Origin of the sequence: Pigmentiphaga kullae (assembly GCF_004216695.1) — a bacterium.
In the GTDB taxonomy this organism is placed as follows: Bacteria; Pseudomonadota; Gammaproteobacteria; order Burkholderiales; family Burkholderiaceae_B; genus Pigmentiphaga; species Pigmentiphaga kullae.
In genome coordinates this window covers 32,993-50,260 of the sequence record NZ_SGXC01000004.1, presented here as the reverse complement: position 1 = coordinate 50,260, position 17,268 = coordinate 32,993, and the positions used below count along the sequence as shown (strand labels likewise).

The 17,268-nt window shown below is 67.5% G+C and carries 16 protein-coding genes; 4 read left to right on the top strand and 12 right to left on the bottom strand.

Annotated elements, in window-relative coordinates; all coding sequences use genetic code 11:
* Position 1: 1 nt before the first annotated feature.
* Entirely contained in the window at positions 2-1,072 is a 1,071-nt protein-coding gene (locus tag EV675_RS28305; protein WP_165404820.1) for a mandelate racemase/muconate lactonizing enzyme family protein, read from the bottom strand.
* A gap of 131 nt (positions 1,073-1,203) precedes the next feature.
* Between EV675_RS28305 and EV675_RS28300 the strand changes: the two genes are divergently transcribed.
* The gene (locus EV675_RS28300) at positions 1,204-2,166 is read left to right on the top strand and encodes a LysR substrate-binding domain-containing protein (protein ID WP_130362019.1); all 963 of its coding nucleotides are present in this window, start codon (positions 1,204-1,206) and stop codon (positions 2,164-2,166) included.
* A gap of 6 nt (positions 2,167-2,172) precedes the next feature.
* Here EV675_RS28300 and EV675_RS28295 read toward each other — a convergent pair whose 3' ends face one another.
* On the bottom strand, positions 2,173-2,490 hold the full coding sequence (locus EV675_RS28295) for a YciI family protein (RefSeq protein ID WP_130362018.1): 318 nt from the start codon (positions 2,488-2,490) through the stop codon (positions 2,173-2,175).
* Between the two features lie 169 nt (positions 2,491-2,659).
* Here EV675_RS28295 and EV675_RS28290 point away from each other — a divergent pair, with 169 nt between their 5' ends.
* Positions 2,660-3,229, top strand: a complete 570-nt coding sequence (locus EV675_RS28290) for a RidA family protein (RefSeq protein ID WP_130362017.1) — start codon at positions 2,660-2,662, stop codon at positions 3,227-3,229.
* A 181-nt stretch (positions 3,230-3,410) separates the two neighbouring features.
* Here the strand turns inward: EV675_RS28290 and secA are convergent, their stop codons facing one another.
* The 4 genes from secA to EV675_RS28270 all read right to left on the bottom strand — a co-directional run bounded on the left by secA (position 3,411) and on the right by EV675_RS28270 (position 9,159).
* On the bottom strand, positions 3,411-6,155 hold the full coding sequence (gene secA, locus EV675_RS28285) for a preprotein translocase subunit SecA (RefSeq protein ID WP_130362016.1): 2,745 nt from the start codon (positions 6,153-6,155) through the stop codon (positions 3,411-3,413).
* Between the two features lie 198 nt (positions 6,156-6,353).
* A complete protein-coding gene (locus EV675_RS28280) occupies positions 6,354-7,316 on the bottom strand; it encodes a tripartite tricarboxylate transporter substrate binding protein (RefSeq protein ID WP_087841722.1) in 963 nt (320 codons plus the stop codon).
* A gap of 77 nt (positions 7,317-7,393) precedes the next feature.
* Positions 7,394-8,344 carry a substrate-binding domain-containing protein gene (locus EV675_RS28275; RefSeq protein ID WP_242621644.1) on the bottom strand — a complete coding sequence of 317 codons (951 nt, stop codon included), beginning with the start codon at positions 8,342-8,344 and terminating at the stop codon, positions 7,394-7,396.
* Entirely contained in the window at positions 8,275-9,159 is an 885-nt protein-coding gene (locus EV675_RS28270) for an amidohydrolase family protein (RefSeq protein ID WP_130362014.1), read from the bottom strand. Before EV675_RS28270 ends, EV675_RS28275 begins: the two co-directional genes overlap by 70 nt.
* A 112-nt stretch (positions 9,160-9,271) precedes the next feature.
* On the opposite strand from EV675_RS28270, the gene EV675_RS28265 reads away from it, so the two are divergent.
* Positions 9,272-10,288, top strand: coding sequence for a LysR substrate-binding domain-containing protein (locus EV675_RS28265; protein ID WP_130362013.1), 1,017 nt, complete (start codon positions 9,272-9,274; stop codon positions 10,286-10,288).
* Positions 10,289-10,305: 17 nt separating this feature from the next.
* Here EV675_RS28265 and EV675_RS28260 read toward each other — a convergent pair whose 3' ends face one another.
* The gene (locus EV675_RS28260) at positions 10,306-11,262 is read right to left on the bottom strand and encodes a M23 family metallopeptidase (RefSeq protein WP_130362012.1); all 957 of its coding nucleotides are present in this window, start codon (positions 11,260-11,262) and stop codon (positions 10,306-10,308) included.
* Positions 11,263-11,293: 31 nt separating this feature from the next.
* Between EV675_RS28260 and EV675_RS28255 the strand changes: the two genes are divergently transcribed.
* Positions 11,294-11,830, top strand: a complete 537-nt coding sequence (locus tag EV675_RS28255; protein ID WP_165404819.1) for a DciA family protein — start codon at positions 11,294-11,296, stop codon at positions 11,828-11,830.
* 113 nt (positions 11,831-11,943) lie between these two features.
* Here EV675_RS28255 and lpxC read toward each other — a convergent pair whose 3' ends face one another.
* The 5 genes from lpxC to EV675_RS28230 all read right to left on the bottom strand — a co-directional run bounded on the left by lpxC (position 11,944) and on the right by EV675_RS28230 (position 17,264).
* The gene (lpxC, locus tag EV675_RS28250) at positions 11,944-12,867 is read right to left on the bottom strand and encodes a UDP-3-O-acyl-N-acetylglucosamine deacetylase (protein ID WP_130362010.1); all 924 of its coding nucleotides are present in this window, start codon (positions 12,865-12,867) and stop codon (positions 11,944-11,946) included.
* Between the two features lie 117 nt (positions 12,868-12,984).
* Complete coding sequence (locus tag EV675_RS28245; RefSeq protein WP_124691230.1) at positions 12,985-13,488, bottom strand: peroxiredoxin; 504 nt, start codon at positions 13,486-13,488, stop codon at positions 12,985-12,987.
* A gap of 273 nt (positions 13,489-13,761) precedes the next feature.
* Complete coding sequence (gene ftsZ, locus EV675_RS28240; protein ID WP_130362251.1) at positions 13,762-14,940, bottom strand: cell division protein FtsZ; 1,179 nt, start codon at positions 14,938-14,940, stop codon at positions 13,762-13,764.
* A gap of 279 nt (positions 14,941-15,219) precedes the next feature.
* A complete protein-coding gene (gene ftsA, locus EV675_RS28235) occupies positions 15,220-16,452 on the bottom strand; it encodes a cell division protein FtsA (protein WP_087841729.1) in 1,233 nt (410 codons plus the stop codon).
* Positions 16,449-17,264 (bottom strand): cell division protein FtsQ/DivIB, encoded by an 816-nt coding sequence (locus tag EV675_RS28230; RefSeq protein WP_130362009.1) that lies wholly within the window; start codon positions 17,262-17,264, stop codon positions 16,449-16,451. Before EV675_RS28230 ends, ftsA begins: the two co-directional genes overlap by 4 nt.
* Between the last annotated feature and the right edge of the window lie 4 nt (positions 17,265-17,268).

Here is a 17,268-nt window from a genome sequence, read left to right as displayed (position 1 = left end):
TTCAGGACGCGCGGCGGACGACGCCCACGCCGGGGCCTTCCGGAACATGGAGATGGCCATCCACGACCTTCAGGCCCTCGAACGGATCGTTCAAGAGCTTCTGGAACTCGGCCAGCTCGCAGGCATAGGTGATGTTGGGCAGCGCCACGGCCAGGTGCAGGGCATGGGCGGCCAGCAACTGGCTGCCGACGTTGGCGCCCATCCGGCATCCCAGGTGCGCCACCTCGCAGACGCGAGCGGCAGTCTGCACCGCGCGCAGCCCGCCCATCTTGGGCACCTTCAGGCTGACCGCGTTGATCGAGCGGCTGGCGGCCAGGCGGTAGGTCGACGACGCGTCGTAGGCGCTCTCGTCGGCCTCGATGGCGATGCTGGAGGCGCGCGTGACTTCCTGCAACCCGTCCAGGTCGTCGGCTGGCACCGGCTGCTCGATGATGTCGACGTCGAACTCGACGGCCCGCTGCGCGAACACGATGGCGTCCTTGGCGCGGTAGGACTGGTTGGGATCGGCCACCAGCCGCACGTCGTCGCCCACCTGGCGCCGCACCGCGCGCAGCCGCTCGATGTCCTCGCGCACCGACCCGCCCACCTTGAGCTTCAGGTGGCGATAGCCCTGGTCCACCAGGCGCTGCGCGCGCTCGGCCATCTCGGGCGGCGTCTTCAGGCCCAGCATGCGGCAGATGGCGATGCGGTCGGTGGTCTTGCCGCCCAGCAGTTCGTACAGCGGCACGCCCAGGAGACGCGCCTTCAGATCGTGCAGCGCGCAATCGATGGCCGCCTTGGCGGGGTTGTTGCCCACCAGCGCGGCCTGCACGCGCACGAGGTTCGCCTCGATCGCCATCGCGTCCTGGCCGACCAGCGCCGGGCAGATGCGCTGCAAGGCGCCTTCCACCCCCAGCGCCGTCGCGGCCAGGTGCGGAAAGGCCGCGGCATAGCCCCAGCCTTGCGTGCCGTCCTCGGCCGTCAGGGTCAGCACGACGGCATCGTTGGTCGGATAGGCCTGGCCCGCGAATTTCCAATTGGGGTCTTCGTCGGGCAGGCTCAGGTGTTCGAGGGAAAAAGCGGTGATCTTCAAGACATTCTCCGGCATGGCAGGGATGCGGCCACTCTATCAGCGGCCCGGCCGTGCGATCATTCGCATTCGGGCGGCCGGGCAAACCAAATGGTTATGGGCCGCCACCCTCTCCTTCCTGCATCGAGGTTCACATGGAAGCCGAGCGATCGATCGAGCGCGTGCTGACCACCCAGGTCAAGCTGCGCCACCTGCTGATGTTCAAGACCGTGGCCGAATGCGGCGCCTTGTCGCGCGCGGCGGAAACGCTGCATATGTCCCAACCCGCGGTGTCCAAGACCATCCACGAACTGGAGACGCTGCTGGGCGAACGGCTGCTGGAGCGCACGGCCAAGGGCGTCATCCCCACGGTGTTCGGCAGCCACGTGCTGCGCTATGCCCACTCGCTGCACGCGGAACTCAAGCGCGCGGCCGAGGAACTGACCGCCCTGCGCCAGGGCTCGGCCGGCAAGCTGGCGATAGGCAGCTACATGGTGGCGCTGCCCACGCTGCTGCCGCGCGCGCTGTCGCTGTTCTTCGCCGGCGGCGACGCCACGCGCGTGTCGGTGGTGGACGGCAGCAAGGAAAGGCTGCTGAGCGGACTGCAGGCCGGAGAGATCGACATCGTCGTGGGCCGCATGTCCGAGCAGGACGGCCATGGGCAGATCCGGCAGATCCCCCTGTACTTCGAACCCATCGTGCTGGTGGCTGGACACCAGAACCCGCTGGCGGCCAAGGCTGCGCCCACCCCCGCGGACCTGGCCGCGCAGGAATGGGTCATGCCGCACGCCAGCAGCGTGGCCCGCACGCCCATCCATATGTTCTTCGCGCGCGAAGGGCTGGAACTGCCCGCGCGCATCGTCGAAACCCTGTCGTTCCCGCTGATACGCGCGCTGCTGCTGCAACGGGACATCGTGGCCGCGCTGCCCTGGCAGATCGTCCAGGCCGACATCGAGCAGGGCATCCTGGCCAAGCTGCCCGTGGACATCGGCTACCCCGCCCTGCCCGTGGGCATCATCACCCACGCCCACAACAGCCTGTCGGCCGCCGCGCTGCGCATGATCGACAACCTCAAGCAGGCCGCCGGCGAACTCTACCACCGCCCACCCGCGGCCTGATGCCGGTCAGTTGCCCTCGGCGGTGGCGGGCGCGGCCGCCGGGTTCCATTGGCCGCGCCGCATGCGCGAGATCTTCACGCTCTTGAACAGGCCGGCCTTGCGGAACGGCTCGTCGCGCGAGAACGCCTCGGCCTCGGCCAGGCTGCCCACGTTCAGGATCAGCACGCTGCCCGTGCGCCCCACGCCGTCCTCGGCCAGCATGGCCCCGCCCAGCACCAGCCTGGACTCGAACCGGGCCAGGTACTCCAGATGCGCGGGCTTGACCTGCTTGCGGATCTCCGCCGCGCCGTCGTCCCGGTCTTCCTGGTAGATGATGTACAGCATGCGCGCTCCTTGTCGAAACGGCCATGATACGGAGCCCGCAACCACGGCCGCATTCCAGTTTCGCCCCTGGTTCCAACCGGATGGTTATGGCCCCGGCGCGAAAAATCAGCCCGCTCCATGGACCCGGGCGGGAGAATGGCTTCCTTTGTCATCACCGGGAGTCCCATCCATGCCAAGCTCCATCGACGCCCGCCTGTCGGCCCTCGGCATCGTCCTGCCGCCCGCGCCCGCGGCCCGCGCCGCGCGCATCCGCATGGCGCGCAAACTGGGCAACCTGCTCTTCGTCTCGGGCCAGTTGCCCAGCGTGAACGGCGAGCTGCGCCACGTCGGCCGCGTGGGCGACACCATGGATCTGGCCCAGGCCCAGCAGGCCGCGCGCGCCAGCGCGCTGAACGTGCTGGCCCAGGCCCGCGCCGCCCTGCCCAACGGCCTGGACGACATCGTCTCGGTGGTCAACCTGCGCGGCTTCGTCGCCGCCACGCCGGATTTCGTGCGCATCGCCGAAGTGGTCAACGGCGCCTCGGACCTGATGGTGGAGATATTCGGGGAAGCCGGCGCCCACACGCGCACGGCCGTGGGCGTGAACAGCATGCCGCACGGCGTGGTGGTCGAGATCGAGGCGATGTTTGAAATCATGCCCCCCCTACGCGCTGACGCGCGCCCCCCAGGGGGCGAAACCGGCGGACTGGCAAAGCCAGATCCGCGGTTTCCTGGGCCTAGGGAAACCATCTTGGACTGAAGCAGGGGTGCTACCGCTGGCAGCCAGCGATAGCACCGGTGCCGCACCCCAAGAAACGGGTACTAGACCCAGGATGCGGTGGATCCGGCTCCGCCGGTCCACCCGCATCGCCCCCTTGAGGGGGCCCGCGTAAGCGGGTAGGGGGTGGGCCTACCAGGAAACTCGCGTAGGGGGTTCCCCCCTACGCGAGTTTCCCGTGGCACTGCTTGTACTTCTTGCCGCTGCCGCAGGGGCAGGGATCGTTGCGCCCGACCTTGGGCAGCACGTTGCGCACCGGCTCCTGGCCGGATCCCGCGGCCGCGTTGGCGGCGGCCAGGGCCTCGTCGTAGTCGGAGTGATGGTATTGCACGTTCTGCACATGCGGCAGGGCGGCGTCCTGCTCGACCTGTTCCACCTGCTCGGCCGACTGCACGCGCACGGTCATCAGCACCTTGACGACGTCGTTGCGGATGCGGTCCAGCATGTTGGAGAACAGCTCGAAGGCTTCGCGCTTGTATTCCTGCTTGGGATTCTTCTGGGCGTAGCCGCGCAGGTGGATGCCCTGGCGCAGGTGATCCAGCATGGCCAGGTGCTCGCGCCAGTGCGTGTCGATGGACTGCAGCAGGATGGAGCGCTCGAACTGGCCCCACATCTCGGTGCCCACCAGCGCCACCTTGGCGTCGTAGGCGTCGGCCGAGGCCTTCAGGACGCGTTCGAGCAGGTCGTCGTCGGTCAGGTTGGGCTCGGCTTCCACCATGCTGGCCAGCGGCAGCTCGACCTGCCATTCCAGCTCCAGCGTCTTTTGCAGGCCCGGCACGTCCCATTGTTCCTCGACCGAGTCTTCGGGCACGTAGCCGCGGAAGGTCTCGGTGAAGGTGGCTTCGCGCAGGTTGGCGACCACGTCGGCGATGGAGGGCGCCTCCAGGACTTCGTTGCGCTGGGTGTAGATGACCTTGCGCTGGTCGTTGGCGACGTCGTCGTATTCCAGCAATTGCTTGCGGATGTCGAAGTTGCGGGCCTCGACCTTGCGCTGGGCCGACTCGATCGAGCGGGTGACCATGCCGGCCTCGATGGGCTCGCCCTCGGGCAGCTTGAGGCGCTCCATGATGGCGCGCACGCGGTCGCCGGCGAAGATGCGCATCAGCGAATCTTCCAGCGACAGGTAGAAGCGCGACGACCCCGGGTCGCCCTGGCGGCCGGCGCGGCCGCGCAGCTGGTTGTCGATACGGCGCGATTCGTGGCGCTCGGTGCCGATGATGCGCAGGCCGCCGGCAGCCTTGACCTGCTCGTTCAGCGGCTTCCATTCATCGCGCACGCGGGCGATGCGGATGTCCTTCTCGGTCTCGGACAGCGCGTCGTCGGCGCGGATCAGGTCGACCTGCTTGTCGACGCTGCCGCCCAGCACGATGTCGGTACCGCGGCCCGCCATGTTGGTGGCGATGGTGATGTGGCCCGGCTTGCCGGCCTCGGCCACGATCTCGGCTTCGCGCGCGTGCTGCTTGGCGTTGAGCACCTCGTGCTTCAGGCCGGCCTTGACCAGCATGGCCGACAGCAGTTCGGAGTTCTCGATGCTGGTGGTGCCCACCAGCACCGGCTGGCCGCGCTTCTGGCAGTCACGGATGTCTTCCAGGATGGCGTTGTACTTTTCCTGGTCGGTCTTGAAGACCTGGTCGTTCTGGTCGACGCGGATCATGGGCCGGTTGGTCGGCATGATCACGGTCTCCAGGCGATAGATTTCCTGGAACTCGTAGGCTTCAGTATCGGCCGTGCCGGTCATGCCGGCCAGCTTCTCGTACATCCGGAAGTAGTTCTGGAAGGTGATCGAGGCCAGCGTCTGGTTCTCGTTCTGGATCTTCACGCCTTCCTTGGCCTCGACCGCCTGGTGCAGGCCGTCGGACCAGCGGCGGCCCACCATCAGGCGGCCGGTGAATTCGTCGACGATGACCACTTCGTTGTTCTGCACGACGTAGTGCTGGTCGCGGAAGAACAGGTTGTGCGCCCGCAGCGCCGCCATCAGGTGGTGCATCAGGCTGATGTGGCGCGGCTCGTACAGCGACTCGCCCTCGGGCAGCAGGCCCTGGCGCTCCAGGATCTGCTCGGCCTTCTCGTGGCCGGCTTCCGACAGGTAGACCTGGTGGCTTTTCTCGTCCACCCAGAAATCGCCCTCGGGCTCGGGCTCGTTGGACTTGGGCTCGGACGCCATCCGGGTCAGCAGCGGCGGCACCGCGTTCATCCGGATGTACATCTCGGTATGGTCTTCGGCCTGGCCCGAGATGATCAGCGGCGTGCGCGCCTCGTCGATCAGGATGGAGTCGACCTCGTCGACCACCGCGTAGAACAGCGCGCGCTGGCGGCGATCCTCCACGCGGTATTCCATGTTGTCGCGCAGGTAGTCGAAGCCGAATTCGTTGTTGGTGCCGTAGGTGATGTCGGCCCGGTAGGCCTCGATCTTTTCCTCGTTGGGCTGCTGCGAGATCACCACGCCCACCGACAGGCCCAGGAACTTGTACAGGCGGCCCATCCAGGCCGCGTCGCGCTGCGCCAGGTAGTCGTTGACCGTCACCACGTGCACGCCCTTGCCGGCGATGGCGTTCAGGTAGGTCGGCAGCGTGGCCACGAGGGTCTTGCCCTCCCCCGTGCGCATTTCGGCGATGCGGCCGCTGTGCAGCACGATCCCGCCCAGCAGCTGGACGTCGAAGTGGCGCATGCCCAATACCCGCTTGCCGCCTTCGCGGACGACGGCGAAGGCCTCGGGCAGCAGGTCGTCCAGCGTTTCGCCGTTCTGGTAGCGTTGCTTGAACTCTTGCGTGCGGGCCGTGAGTTGCTCGTCGCTGAGTGCGGCGGTCTGGGACTCCAGCGCGTTGATCCGAGCGACCAACTTGCCGTACTGCTTCAGCAGCCGGTCATTGCGGCTGCCGAAAATTTTCTTGAGCAGAGAGGAAACCATGCGCGATATTTGCAAGCAACCGGGGCCGGGCCGTGGCCTGGCATCCCAGCCGGGATAGGGGATAAGCCAGCCAGTTTAGCACCGTGGGAGGACCTTGAATCGCGCGTCCCGTCCGCATGGACATCCCTGCCCGGCCACCGCCCCCGGCGGCTGGCCCGGCCCGGGAGCGGCGCCCGCCCCCGCCGGGACCGGTCCGGGTCAATCCCGGGTGAGCCTGGCCTCCTTGACGATGCGGGCCATCAGTTGCCTGTCCTGGACGAACAGTTTGCCAAATTCATCGACGTTCATGGCATCCGGCGCCACGCCCTGGGTGGCCAGGCGCTCCTTGATGACGGGCATCTCCAGGACCTTCGCCACCGCGGCGTTGATGCGCTGGACCACCGGCGCGGGCGTGGCGGCGGGCGCCAGCAGGCCGAACCACGACTCGAACACGTAGGACGGCAGGCCGGCCTGGGCGATGGGCGGCACGCCGGGCAGCAGCGGCGAGGGCTGGCGCGAAGTCACGCCTATGATGCGCAGCCTGGAATCCTGCAGGTAGGCACCGACACCGGCATTGGGCACGATCACCGCCTGCGCCCGCCCGCCGGCCACGTCGTTGGCCGCTTCCTGGGTGGATTTGTAGGGGATGTGCAGCATGTCCAGCCCGGCCGTGCTCAGAAAATAGGCCATGGCCAGATGGGTGGAGCTGCCGATGCCGGCCGAACCGTAGTTCAGTTCGCCCGGGCGCTTTTTGGCATAGGCGATGAATTCGGCCACGTTCCTGGCCGGCACCGCGCTGCTGATCATCAACACATAGCTCTGGGTGCCGATGTTGGCCACCGGCGTGAAATCCTTGACCGGGTCATAGTGCGGCTTGGCGCCCAGCTCGGCCGTGACGAAATGGCTGGACGCGGCCATGAGCAGCGTGCGCCCGTCCGGATCGGCGCGCCCGACGTTGGACGTGCCGATGGCCCCGCCCGCGCCTGGCCGGCTTTCGATGATGATGGTCTGGCCCAGCTGCTGGCCCAGTTCCTGGTAGAACGTGCGCGCCAGCAGCTCCCGGGCTCCGCCCGCGGCGAACGGCACGACGATGCGCGTGACCTGGCCGCCCACCTGGGCCTGGGCGGGAAGCGTGGGAACGGCGGCCGCCACGCAGGCGGCCAGGATTGCGAACCATTTCATGTTGTCTCCTGGGAATGAGGGCGGCGGTCCTCGCCGCCGCGATTGTCTTTGCGGGCCGGCCCGATGGCCGGCGCCGGTCACAGCACGCGGGTCACGTCGTCGAACAGCTCGTCGACGGCATAGCGGCGCGGAATCAGTTTCTGGTCATAGGCGTAGTGGATGATCAATTCCAGCGCGTGGCGGTTGGGCTCCACGCCGAACGGCGTCAGGTCCGGCCCGCCGGCGTCCCGCCTGGCCGCGGCCTTGCTTTCCTGCAGCAGCCGGTAGACCTCGCGGACCACCTCCGGACGCGTCTCGCACAGCGTCCGGTCCACGGCCACCATGTGGTTGATGGGCACCATGGCGTGCCGGGCGCCCCATGCGGCGGCGGCCACGTGGGGATCGGGCAGCACCGGCGCCAGGCGCGGATCGTCGGGCAGGTCGGTGCCGATGATGGCGGCGTCCAGTTCCCCCGCCAGCAGCATCTCGACCATGCTCCGGCCTTCGGCCCGCGCCACCCCGGGCGGATCGGCGAACTCGGCCAGGTGCCCGTCCTCGAACGTCACCCAGCGTATCGCGTTCAGGTCCACCCCGTAGTCGTCGGCCAGGATGCCCCGCACCCAGGCCACCGTGGTCTGGGCGTAGGCCCGGATCCCGATGCGCTTGCCGGCCAGTTCCGCCACCCGCAGGCGTCCGCGCTCGACGTTGTGGACCAGGCAATGGTGCTGGTAGCGTCCCGCCCCCACCACGGCCGGCATCAGCACCAGGGGCTTGCCATAGGCCTTGGCCTGCAGGAAGGTCACCAGCGCCAGCTCCGCCACGTCGAAGGCGCCCTCGCGCACGACGCGCTTGAACGCCCGGTTGGCGGTCTTGACCGGATCGAATTCGAAGCCGACCAGCGGCGAAGCGATCTCGCCCCGCTTCAGGGCCTGCGTGTTCGGATAGTCGCCCAACAAGGTGCGCAGCGTCATCGCCCCCATCACGCCCCCCTTGCCGATGCGGCGTCCAGCGCGGGATACAGCGCCCGGGCCGTGCGATGGAAGACCCATTCCCGCTCTTCGCCGGACAGCGAGGCGGTGGCCTCCAGGGCCTCGCCCAGCAGGCTGGCCAGGCTGCCCGCCGACGCCGGGAAGTTCGACCCCCAGGCGATGCGGCGCACGCCGAACACATCGATCGCGCGCCGCAGGAAGCTGGCCTGCGTGGCCGCCCCTTCACGGGCCTCCCGGACGTTGTGGGTGGTGAACTTGAAGAACAGGTTGGGATGATCCGCCAGCGCGAACAGGCTGGCCGCCGCCGCATAGGGCGGGCCGTCTTCCAGCCTGGGCCGGGCGAAGTGGTCCAGCAGCACCCGCACGCGCGGGAAGCGCCGCAGGATGTTCTGCAGTTGCGGCAGGCCGTCGGCCCGCAGTTGCACGCACACGGGGATGTCCAGTTCCTGCGCCCGTTCCCAGGCGGGGAAACCCAGCGGATCGTCCAGCCGCGCCGCGTGGTCTGCCGCGGTATGGCCGGCGATGAACACCCGCATGCCTTGCAGCCCGCGGCCGTGCCAGTAGGCAATGCGCTCGGCGGCGTCGGGCTCGGCCAGGCCGATCGAATAGACGCCGATGAAACGGTCCGGCCGGGCCGCGACGGAGTCCGCGACATAACTGCTGTCATGGCCATAGCAGGTGGAAGCCTGCACCAGCGCGACCTGCGCGATGCCGGCCTCGTCCATGGCGGCCAGCATGGCCTCGCGCGTGACCGGCCGCTCGCGCGACCAGTCCGACTGCCGGCCGGACAGCGGCGCCAGGGGATAGGCCTGCTGGTCCGCGGCGACGACGTGGGTGTGGAGATCGATGATCGATGTCGGCTTGGGATGGGACACGGGGGCTCCTGATCGAAGGCGCCCATCATGCCCGCAACAACATAAGCAAACCACTTAAAAATCCGGCGTTTATCATAAGCATTCACTTATTGAAATTCCGGATGGATCCGCCATGGCCAGACTCGACTGGTACATCCGCGCCAACCTCAAGCCGCGCCATCTGCAACTGCTGGTGGCGCTGGACGAGCTGCGCAACCTGGGCAAGGTCGCGGCCAGCCTCAACATCACCCAGCCGGCGGTGTCGCTGGCGCTGTCCGAACTGGAGAAAGGCCTGGGCTTCAAGCTGTTCGACCGGACGGCGCGGGGCGTACAGCCCAACGTCTACGGCGAATGCCTGATCCGCCAGGCCCGCGTCATGCTCAACACCCTGGCCCAGACTCGTGACGAACTGCGCGCGCTGCTGTCCGGCGCGTCCGGCCGGGCCGCGCTGGGCGCCATGCCCGCGATGACCTCGGCGCTGGTCCCCCAGGCCCTGGCCGCCCTCAAGCGCATCTCGCCCACGACCACGGTACACGTACAGGAAGGCTCGATGGACACGCTGCTGCCGCAATTGCGGCGCGGCCACCTGGACATCCTGGTGGGCCGCCTGTCCAGCTGGCCATCGGCGGACTTCGAGGAAGCCCCGCTGTTCGAGGGATCGAGCATGGTCGTGGTGGGCCGCCAGCATCCCCTGGCCGGCACCTCGTCCCTGCACTGGCGCGACCTGGCCCCCTACCCCTGGATCCTGCCGCCGGTGGCATCGCTGCCCAGGGAACCGTTGGAGGCCGTGTTCCAGGAGCACGACATCGCCATGCCCAGCGACTACATCGAAACCCTGTCGGTCCCGGTCATCGCCACCTACCTCCAATCCACCCGGGCCGTCGGCCTTCTGTCCCGCGTCGCGGCCCGCCACTACAGCGACCTCGGCATGCTGGCCATCCTGCCTCTGGAACTCCCCGGCCTGCTGCGCCCCATCGGCCTGACCTGGAGCAAGCAACGCGCGCTGTCCCCCGCCAGCGAACGCCTGATGCGCTGCCTGCGAGAGGTCTCCGCTGATTATGGTCCCCCCCCTACGCCCTTCGGGCGCCCCCCAGCGGGCGATGCGGGTGGACCGGCGGAGCCGGATCCACCGCATCCTGGGTCTGCGTAGGAGAGACCTCTCCCCCTCTAGTCCAGAGGTCCGGGGGCTGGGAGGGTGACGACCTTGGAGAAGGGTTCGACCGGCTGCTTGCCAGGACCGTGGGTCAGGAAGTTGTTGGGATTGACGGCGACGCCGCCCAGCCGCACCTCGAAGTGCAGGTGCGAACCGGTGGAGCGGCCGGTACTGCCGACGGCGGCGATGCGCTGGCCGCGCTTGACCAGGTCGCCCGGCTTGACCAGCAGCTTCGACGCATGGGCATAGCGGGTGACCAGGTCGTTGCCGTGGTCGATGTCTATCATGTAGCCGTAGCCGGAATGGAATTCGGCCACCTGCACGACGCCGCCCGCCGCGGCCACGATGGCGGTGCCCGACGGCGCTGAGAAATCCACGCCTTCGTGCAGCGAGCGCGTCCCGGTGAAGGGATCGACCCGCCAGCCGAACGATGAACCGTTGTACCCCTGCGTGACGGGCATGACGGTGGGCGTCATCGCCTTGCGCACCGACAGGGTCGTCAATTGCGCGTCCAGGACGCTGAGGTAATCGGAGCGCTCGGCCAGTTGGGCTTCGAGATGATCGAGTTCGGAACTGACGTCCTGGGGCGACATGGGCTGCGACGACACCAGCAGCCCGCCGCGGCCCGGCACGCCCTTGGCGGAAAACGCCGGGGACACGCCCGCCAGGCCGGCGACGCGCTCGCCCAGCGCGTCGAGCTGCATCAGCTTGGCCTGCATTTCACCCACGCGCTTGGCAAGCAGGTTGATGTTCTCGCGCAGCACCGCCTGCTGGCGGGCTTCCTCGCGGCTACGCTCGGACAGGCCGGAACCGCTCCAGGGCCAGGCGATGCCGGACGCGGCGTAATTCAACAGCACGGCGCCAAGTATCAGCGCGGCACCGATTGCGGCGATCATCCCCGCCGCGAAACGGGGGGTGATGGTCAGCGTCCTCGCCTCGGACAGGCGCGGATGCACTATGATGATCTGCACGGAACGTGCCTCCTGGCGTGAGAGACGCGCCTTGCTCGGCGCCCCGTATCCTCTTGAATGTTCCCGAGACTCCAGGGAGTTCGCGATCGAAACTTTTCGTACCCGGCCCGCGGCGCCCTTCCGGAAGCGGCGCAAGCCGCAGACCCATGCCGATCCGGCGCAGTACACCGCCACGCTGGCTTGCCTGGGACGCGACGGCAAGGGCGCCAGCCTGCTGGGCACCGCCCGCCGCCTGCTGGACCTGCAACGCCAGGTCTGCGCCGCCCTGCCCGCGCCCCTGGGCCCGGCCTGCCACGTGCTGCGCTTCGAGGATGGCCAGTTGACGCTGGGCGTACCCGCCGCGGCCCATTCGGCCAAACTGCGCCAGCTGGCGCCCCGGCTGGTGGCTGCCTTGGAAAAGCAAGGGTGGCAGGTTAACGGAATCGCCGTCCGCGTTCAAGCAACGCTTACCCGCCTGGAAGAGACCGAATTGTCCCGCCCGGCCCCGCGGCCCCAGGCGCGCCAGGCCACCGAACAGGGCACCCAGGCCCTGGCGGAACTGAAGAGATTGCTCCTCCCTACGCGCTGACGCGCGCCCCCCAAGGGGGCGAAACCGGTACTAGACCCAGGGCACCGCGGATCCGGCTTTGCCGGTCCGCCAGTGCCGCCCCCTGGGGGGCGCGCGTCAGCGCGTAGGGGGGGTCACACCGCCACCCAGTCTTCGCGGAAGGCTTGGGGGGCGACCGACTTCGATTCGAAGGTGGCGAGTTCCCAGGCGTGGCGGCGCTCCAGCAGGGCCCGCACGAGCTGGTTGTTCATGCCGTGGCCCGACTTGTGGGCCACGTAGCGGGCGATCAGGGGTTTGCCCACCAGGTACAGGTCGCCGATGGCGTCCAGGATCTTGTGCTTGACGAACTCGTCGTCGTAGCGAAGCCCGTCGCTGTTCAGGACTCGGAATTCGTCCATCACGATGGCGTTGTCCAGGCTGCCGCCACGCGCCAGGCCCGCGGCGCGGAGGTTTTCCACGTCCTGCATGAAACCGAAGGTGCGGGCGCGCGCGATTTCCTTGATGTAGGAATGCTTGGCGAAGTCGATTTCGGCGAAATTCGACGTGGCGTCGATGGCCGGATGATGGAAGTCTATGGAGAAGGCCAGCGAGAAGCCGTCGTAGGGTTCGAGCCGGGCCCATTTGGCCGAGGCGCCTTCGCCCTCGCGCACTTCGACCGGTTCCAGCACCCGGATGAATTCCTTGGCGGCGTTCTGTTCCTCGATGCCCGCCGATTGCAGCAGGAACACGAAGGTGCCCGCGCTGCCGTCCATGATGGGCACTTCCTCGGCCGTCAGGTCCACGTGCAGGTTGTCGATGCCCAGGCCCGCGCAGGCGGACATCAGGTGTTCGACGGTGGAGACCCGCACGTCGCCCTTTTGCAGCACCGACGCCATGCGCGTGTCGCCCACGGACATCGCGGAAGCGGGCAGGTCGACGGGCTCGGGCAGGTCGATGCGGTGGAAGACGATGCCGGTATTGGGCGCTGCCGGACGCAGCGTGATCTCGACGCGCCGCCCGGAATGCAGACCGACTCCGGTGGTTCGAGTGACGCTTTTTATTGTGCGCTGGCAAAGCATGGCGGCTAGGAATCCGGGTTAATACTATATTGTAACGTTTCCGTGTTAGAGCGGGTGGCCCGCCACAGGTTCCGATACGGCCGCGCACACGCTGCCGCGGCCGTGCCGGAAACGGAATTACAGCTGCTTGAGCAGGGTTTCCGCGTCGCTGATCTCGTACTTGCCGGGGGCTTCGACGTTCAGCACCTTGACGGCGCCGTCGTCCAGCAGCATGGAATAACGCTGCGAACGCACGCCCATGCCGCGCTCGGTCAGGTCGAACTCCAGGCCCAGCGCCTTGGTCCACTTGGCCGAACCGTCGGCCAGCATGCGGACCTTGCCCTGGCTGCCCTGGTCCTTGGCCCAGGCCCCCATCACGAACGCGTCGTTGGTGGCCACGCACCAGATCTCGTCCACGCCCTTGGCCTTCAGGGCGTCATGGTTCTGCAGGTAGCTGGGCACGTGCTTGGCCGAGCAGGTGGGCGTGAAGGCGCCCGGCACGGCGAACACGGCAATCTTCTTGCCCTTGACCAGATCCGCGACCTGGAACGCGTTGGGGCCGAGCGAGCAGCCTTCGGTCTCCACGGCGATGAACTCGGTCAGGGTGCCGTCAGGGACGCGATCGCCTACTTTGATGGTCATGGAAGACTCCTAAAAAAAATGTCCCCCCCTACGCGCTGACGCGCGCCCCCCAGGGGGCGAAACCAGCGGACTGGCAAAGCCAGATCCGCGGTTTCCTGGGTCTAGTGGGGACTGGTTGGGTTGTACCGCCGGTGCTAACGCAGGCAGCCTGCGAAGCAACAGCGCCAGGGCCTCACGATACAGGAACTAGACCCAGGATGCGGTGGATCCGGCTTTGCCGGTCCACTCGCATCGCCCCCTGGGGGGCGCGCGTCAGCGCGTAGGGGGGGTTTATCAATCAGCTTGCTTGCGCAGGAAAGCGGGGATGTCCAGGTGTTCCATGCCCGAGCTTTCCAGCGCCTGCACGCGCATCGACGCATCCCGCGGGTTGCGGAAGACCGTGGGCGTGTCGTAGTCGTGGTAGTTGGTGCCACCGGCCTGCGCGTTGTAGGCCGGGACGTTGTCCGTGCCCGTGCGCAGCTGCTGCATGGTGTTCTGCACCAGTTGCGGCTTGGCCTTGTTGCGGCCCAGGCCGGTCGCCACGACGGTGACGCGCAGGTCTTCGCCCATCGCATCGTCGTACGACACGCCGAAGATCACGGTGGCATCTTCCGCGGCGTAGCTGCGGATGGTGTCCATGATCTCGCGGGTCTCGCGCATCTTCAGCGAACGGCTGGCGGTGATGTTGACCAGCACGCCGCGGGCGCCGTTCAGGTCGATGCCTTCCAGCAGCGGGCACGCGATGGCCTGCTCGGACGCCACGCGGGCGCGGTCCACGCCGCTGGCGATGCCGGTGCCCATCATGGCCTTGCCCTGCTCGCTCATGATGGTCTTGACGTCCTCGAAGTCGACGTTGACGTTGCCGTCCACGTTGATGATCTCGGCGATGCCGGCGCAGGCATTGTGCAGGATGTCGTCGGCGGACTTGAAGCAGTCTTCCTGCGTGGCGTCCTCGCCCAGCAGTTCGTACAGGTTCTCGTTCAGCACGACGATCAGCGAATGCACGTGCTGCGTCAGGGCGTCGATGCCTTCCTCGGCCATGCGCATGCGCTTGCTGCCTTCGAAGTTGAAGGGCTTGGTCACCACGGCCACGGTCAGGATGCCGAGTTCCTTGGCGACTTCGGCCACCACGGGACCGGCGCCGGTACCCGTGCCGCCGCCCATGCCGGCGGTGATGAACACCATGTTGGCGCCTTGCAGCGCGTCGCGGATCTCTTCGCGGGCGGTCTCGGCGGCGGCGCGGCCCTGCTCGGGCTTGGCGCCGGCGCCCAGGCCGCTGCGGCCCAGGCGGATCTGCACCGGCGCATTGGTATGCGACAGCGCCTGCACGTCGGTATTGGCGCAGATGAAGTCCACGCCCTGCACGCCGCGACGGATCATGTGGGCAACGGCGTTGCCGCCGGCGCCGCCCACACCCACCACCTTGATGACCGTTCCACGGCTATCGGTGTCTAGCATTTCGAATTTCATAATGACCTCCGGGGGTTCTGGCGGATAAGTGGCGGCTGGGAAATGTGAAATGTGAAATGTGATCGGGCCGGAATCGACCATCTGACTGACCCCGCCTTGGGATCGCGCTTCACGTTTCACCTTCCCCGGTCACGCACCTCCTCGACTCATATAAAAAAACAGATTTGAACGAACTACTGGATACTCTGGACCTGCAACTGCACAGACTCAAAGAACGGGCACTGCTTCATCGGACTGCGAAGGACTGCACGATTCGGGCAACGTATGCGACGGGGGATCGCTTCAAAAATTCCCCAGGAACCACTCTTTCATACGAGAGAAAACCTGTGTGACATTTCCGGTCTGCTGCGCCACCTTGCGGCCACGCACGCGCTGCAGCCGGGCCTCGGCCAAAAGGCCCATCACGGTCGAGAAGCGCGGGCTGCGGACCACGTCCGCCAGGCTGCCGGTGTACTCGGGCACGCCCAGCCGCACGGGCTTCAGGAAGATGTCCTCGGCCAGTTCGACCACGCCCGGCATCTGCGAGGTGCCGCCGGTCAGCACGATGCCGGAGGACAGCAATTCGTCGTAGCCCGACTCGCGGATCACCTGCTGCACGAAGGTGAACAGTTCCTCGACGCGCGGCTCGATCACGGCGCCCAGCGCCTGGCGCGACAACTGGCGCGGCCCGCGGTCGCCCAGCCCGGGCACTTCGATGCGTTCGTCGGGGCTGGCCAGCACCTGCTTGGCCACGCCGTAGCGCAGCTTGATTTCCTCGGCATCGGGCGTGGGCGTGCGCAGCGCCGCGGCGACATCGCCGGTGATCTGGTCGCCGGCAATGGGGATGACCGCGGTATGGCGGATCGCGCCGCCGGTGAAGATGGCGATGTCGGTCGTGCCGCCGCCGATGTCCACCAGCGCCACGCCCAGTTCCTTCTCGTCGGGCGTCAGGCAGGCCAGGCTGGAGGCGAGCGGCTGCAGGATCAGATCCTGCACTTCCAGGCCGCAGCGGCGCACGCACTTGACGATGTTCTGGGCCGCGCTGACCGCGCCGGTCACGATGTGCACCCGCACTTCCAGGCGGATCCCGCTCATGCCGATCGGCTCGCGGATGTCCTCCTGGCCGTCGACGATGAACTCCTGCGTCAGCACGTGCAGCACCTGCTGGTCGGTCGGGATGTTGATGGCCTTGGCGGTCTCGATGACGCGCGCCACGTCGGTGGCGGTGACTTCCTTGTCCTTGATCGCCACCATGCCGCTGGAATTGAAGCTGCGGATGTGGCTGCCGGCGATACCCGTGAAGACGTCCCGGATCTTGCAGTCGGCCATGAGCTCGGCCTCCTCCAGCGCGCGCTGGATGGAGTTGACCGTGGTCTCGATGTTGACGACCACGCCCTTGCGCATGCCGCGCGACTCATGCTGCCCGAGACCGAGCACTTCGAAGCGCCCTTCAGGCAGCATCTCGGCCACGACCGCCACCACCTTGCTGGTGCCGATGTCGAGGGCAACGATCAGATCCTTGGTTTCACGAGTCATGGTCTTTTCTGGTTAGGTTGCATGGTTGATGCAGGTTTCCTTGGATTCGGTTTGGCGCTGGCCGGCGGCCGGGCGGTGGTGACCGCGAAGCCGTTCGGATAGCGCAGGTCCGCATGTTCCAGCTTGCCGATGCGCGATTCGATCACCGGAATCGCCTGCACGAAGCGCTGCACGCGGGCCTCCAGCGACGCGGTATCCGTGCCGGGCGCCGTGGTCGGCTCGCGCCCCAGGTCGATGATCGCGCCGTTGGACAACTCCACCTGCCAGGCGTAGCGGGGCGTCAGCACCACCCGCAGCGGATCGAGCTTGACCGGCGCGAACCAGCGCGTCAGTTCGGCATAGCGCTGGGCCACCAGCTTCTCCGAGCCCTCCGGGCCGGCGAAGATCGGCAGCTGCCGGTCGTCCTCGGCCTCGCCCAGGTTGGCGGTGAACGACTCGCCGTAGGTGTTGAGCAAGCGGTTCTCGTTCCACAGGCCCAGCGGCTGGTGCTCCTGTATGGTCACGACCAGCGAGTTGGGCCATTGCCTGCGCAGCGACGCCTGCCGCACCCAGGGCACCGTCTCGAATACCTGTCGCATCTGCTCCAGGTTGGCGGTGAAGAAGTTGCCCGTCAGCCGGCCGGAGATGGCCGGGTGCACGCTGGCCGGCGTCACGTGCTGGAGCGTGCCGTCCTCGGCCTCGATCCATATCGTCTGCAACGCGAACACCGGTCGCTGCGCCAGCCACAGCAGCGCGCACGCCGCCAGCACCAGCGCCGCGGCGAGGTACAGGGTATTGGCGATGAGGTTCAGGGTACGGGAGTCGTTCCACACAGAG

What these genes read in the sequence shown, in the direction of transcription:
- EV675_RS28300 (WP_130362019.1), top strand. Translation starts at nt 1,204, where the DNA reads ATGGAAGCCGAGCGATCGATCGAGCGCGTGCTGACCACCCAGGTCAAG.
- EV675_RS28295 (WP_130362018.1), bottom strand. Translation starts at nt 2,490, where the DNA reads ATGCTGTACATCATCTACCAGGAAGACCGGGACGACGGCGCGGCGGAG.
- EV675_RS28290 (WP_130362017.1), top strand. Translation starts at nt 2,660, where the DNA reads ATGCCAAGCTCCATCGACGCCCGCCTGTCGGCCCTCGGCATCGTCCTG.
- secA (WP_130362016.1), bottom strand. Translation starts at nt 6,155, where the DNA reads ATGGTTTCCTCTCTGCTCAAGAAAATTTTCGGCAGCCGCAATGACCGG.
- EV675_RS28280 (WP_087841722.1), bottom strand. Translation starts at nt 7,316, where the DNA reads ATGAAATGGTTCGCAATCCTGGCCGCCTGCGTGGCGGCCGCCGTTCCC.
- EV675_RS28275 (WP_242621644.1), bottom strand. Translation starts at nt 8,344, where the DNA reads ATGGGTCTTCCATCGCACGGCCCGGGCGCTGTATCCCGCGCTGGACGC.
- EV675_RS28265 (WP_130362013.1), top strand. Translation starts at nt 9,272, where the DNA reads ATGGCCAGACTCGACTGGTACATCCGCGCCAACCTCAAGCCGCGCCAT.
- lpxC (WP_130362010.1), bottom strand. Translation starts at nt 12,867, where the DNA reads ATGCTTTGCCAGCGCACAATAAAAAGCGTCACTCGAACCACCGGAGTC.
- EV675_RS28245 (WP_124691230.1), bottom strand. Translation starts at nt 13,488, where the DNA reads ATGACCATCAAAGTAGGCGATCGCGTCCCTGACGGCACCCTGACCGAG.
- ftsA (WP_087841729.1), bottom strand. Translation starts at nt 16,452, where the DNA reads ATGACTCGTGAAACCAAGGATCTGATCGTTGCCCTCGACATCGGCACC.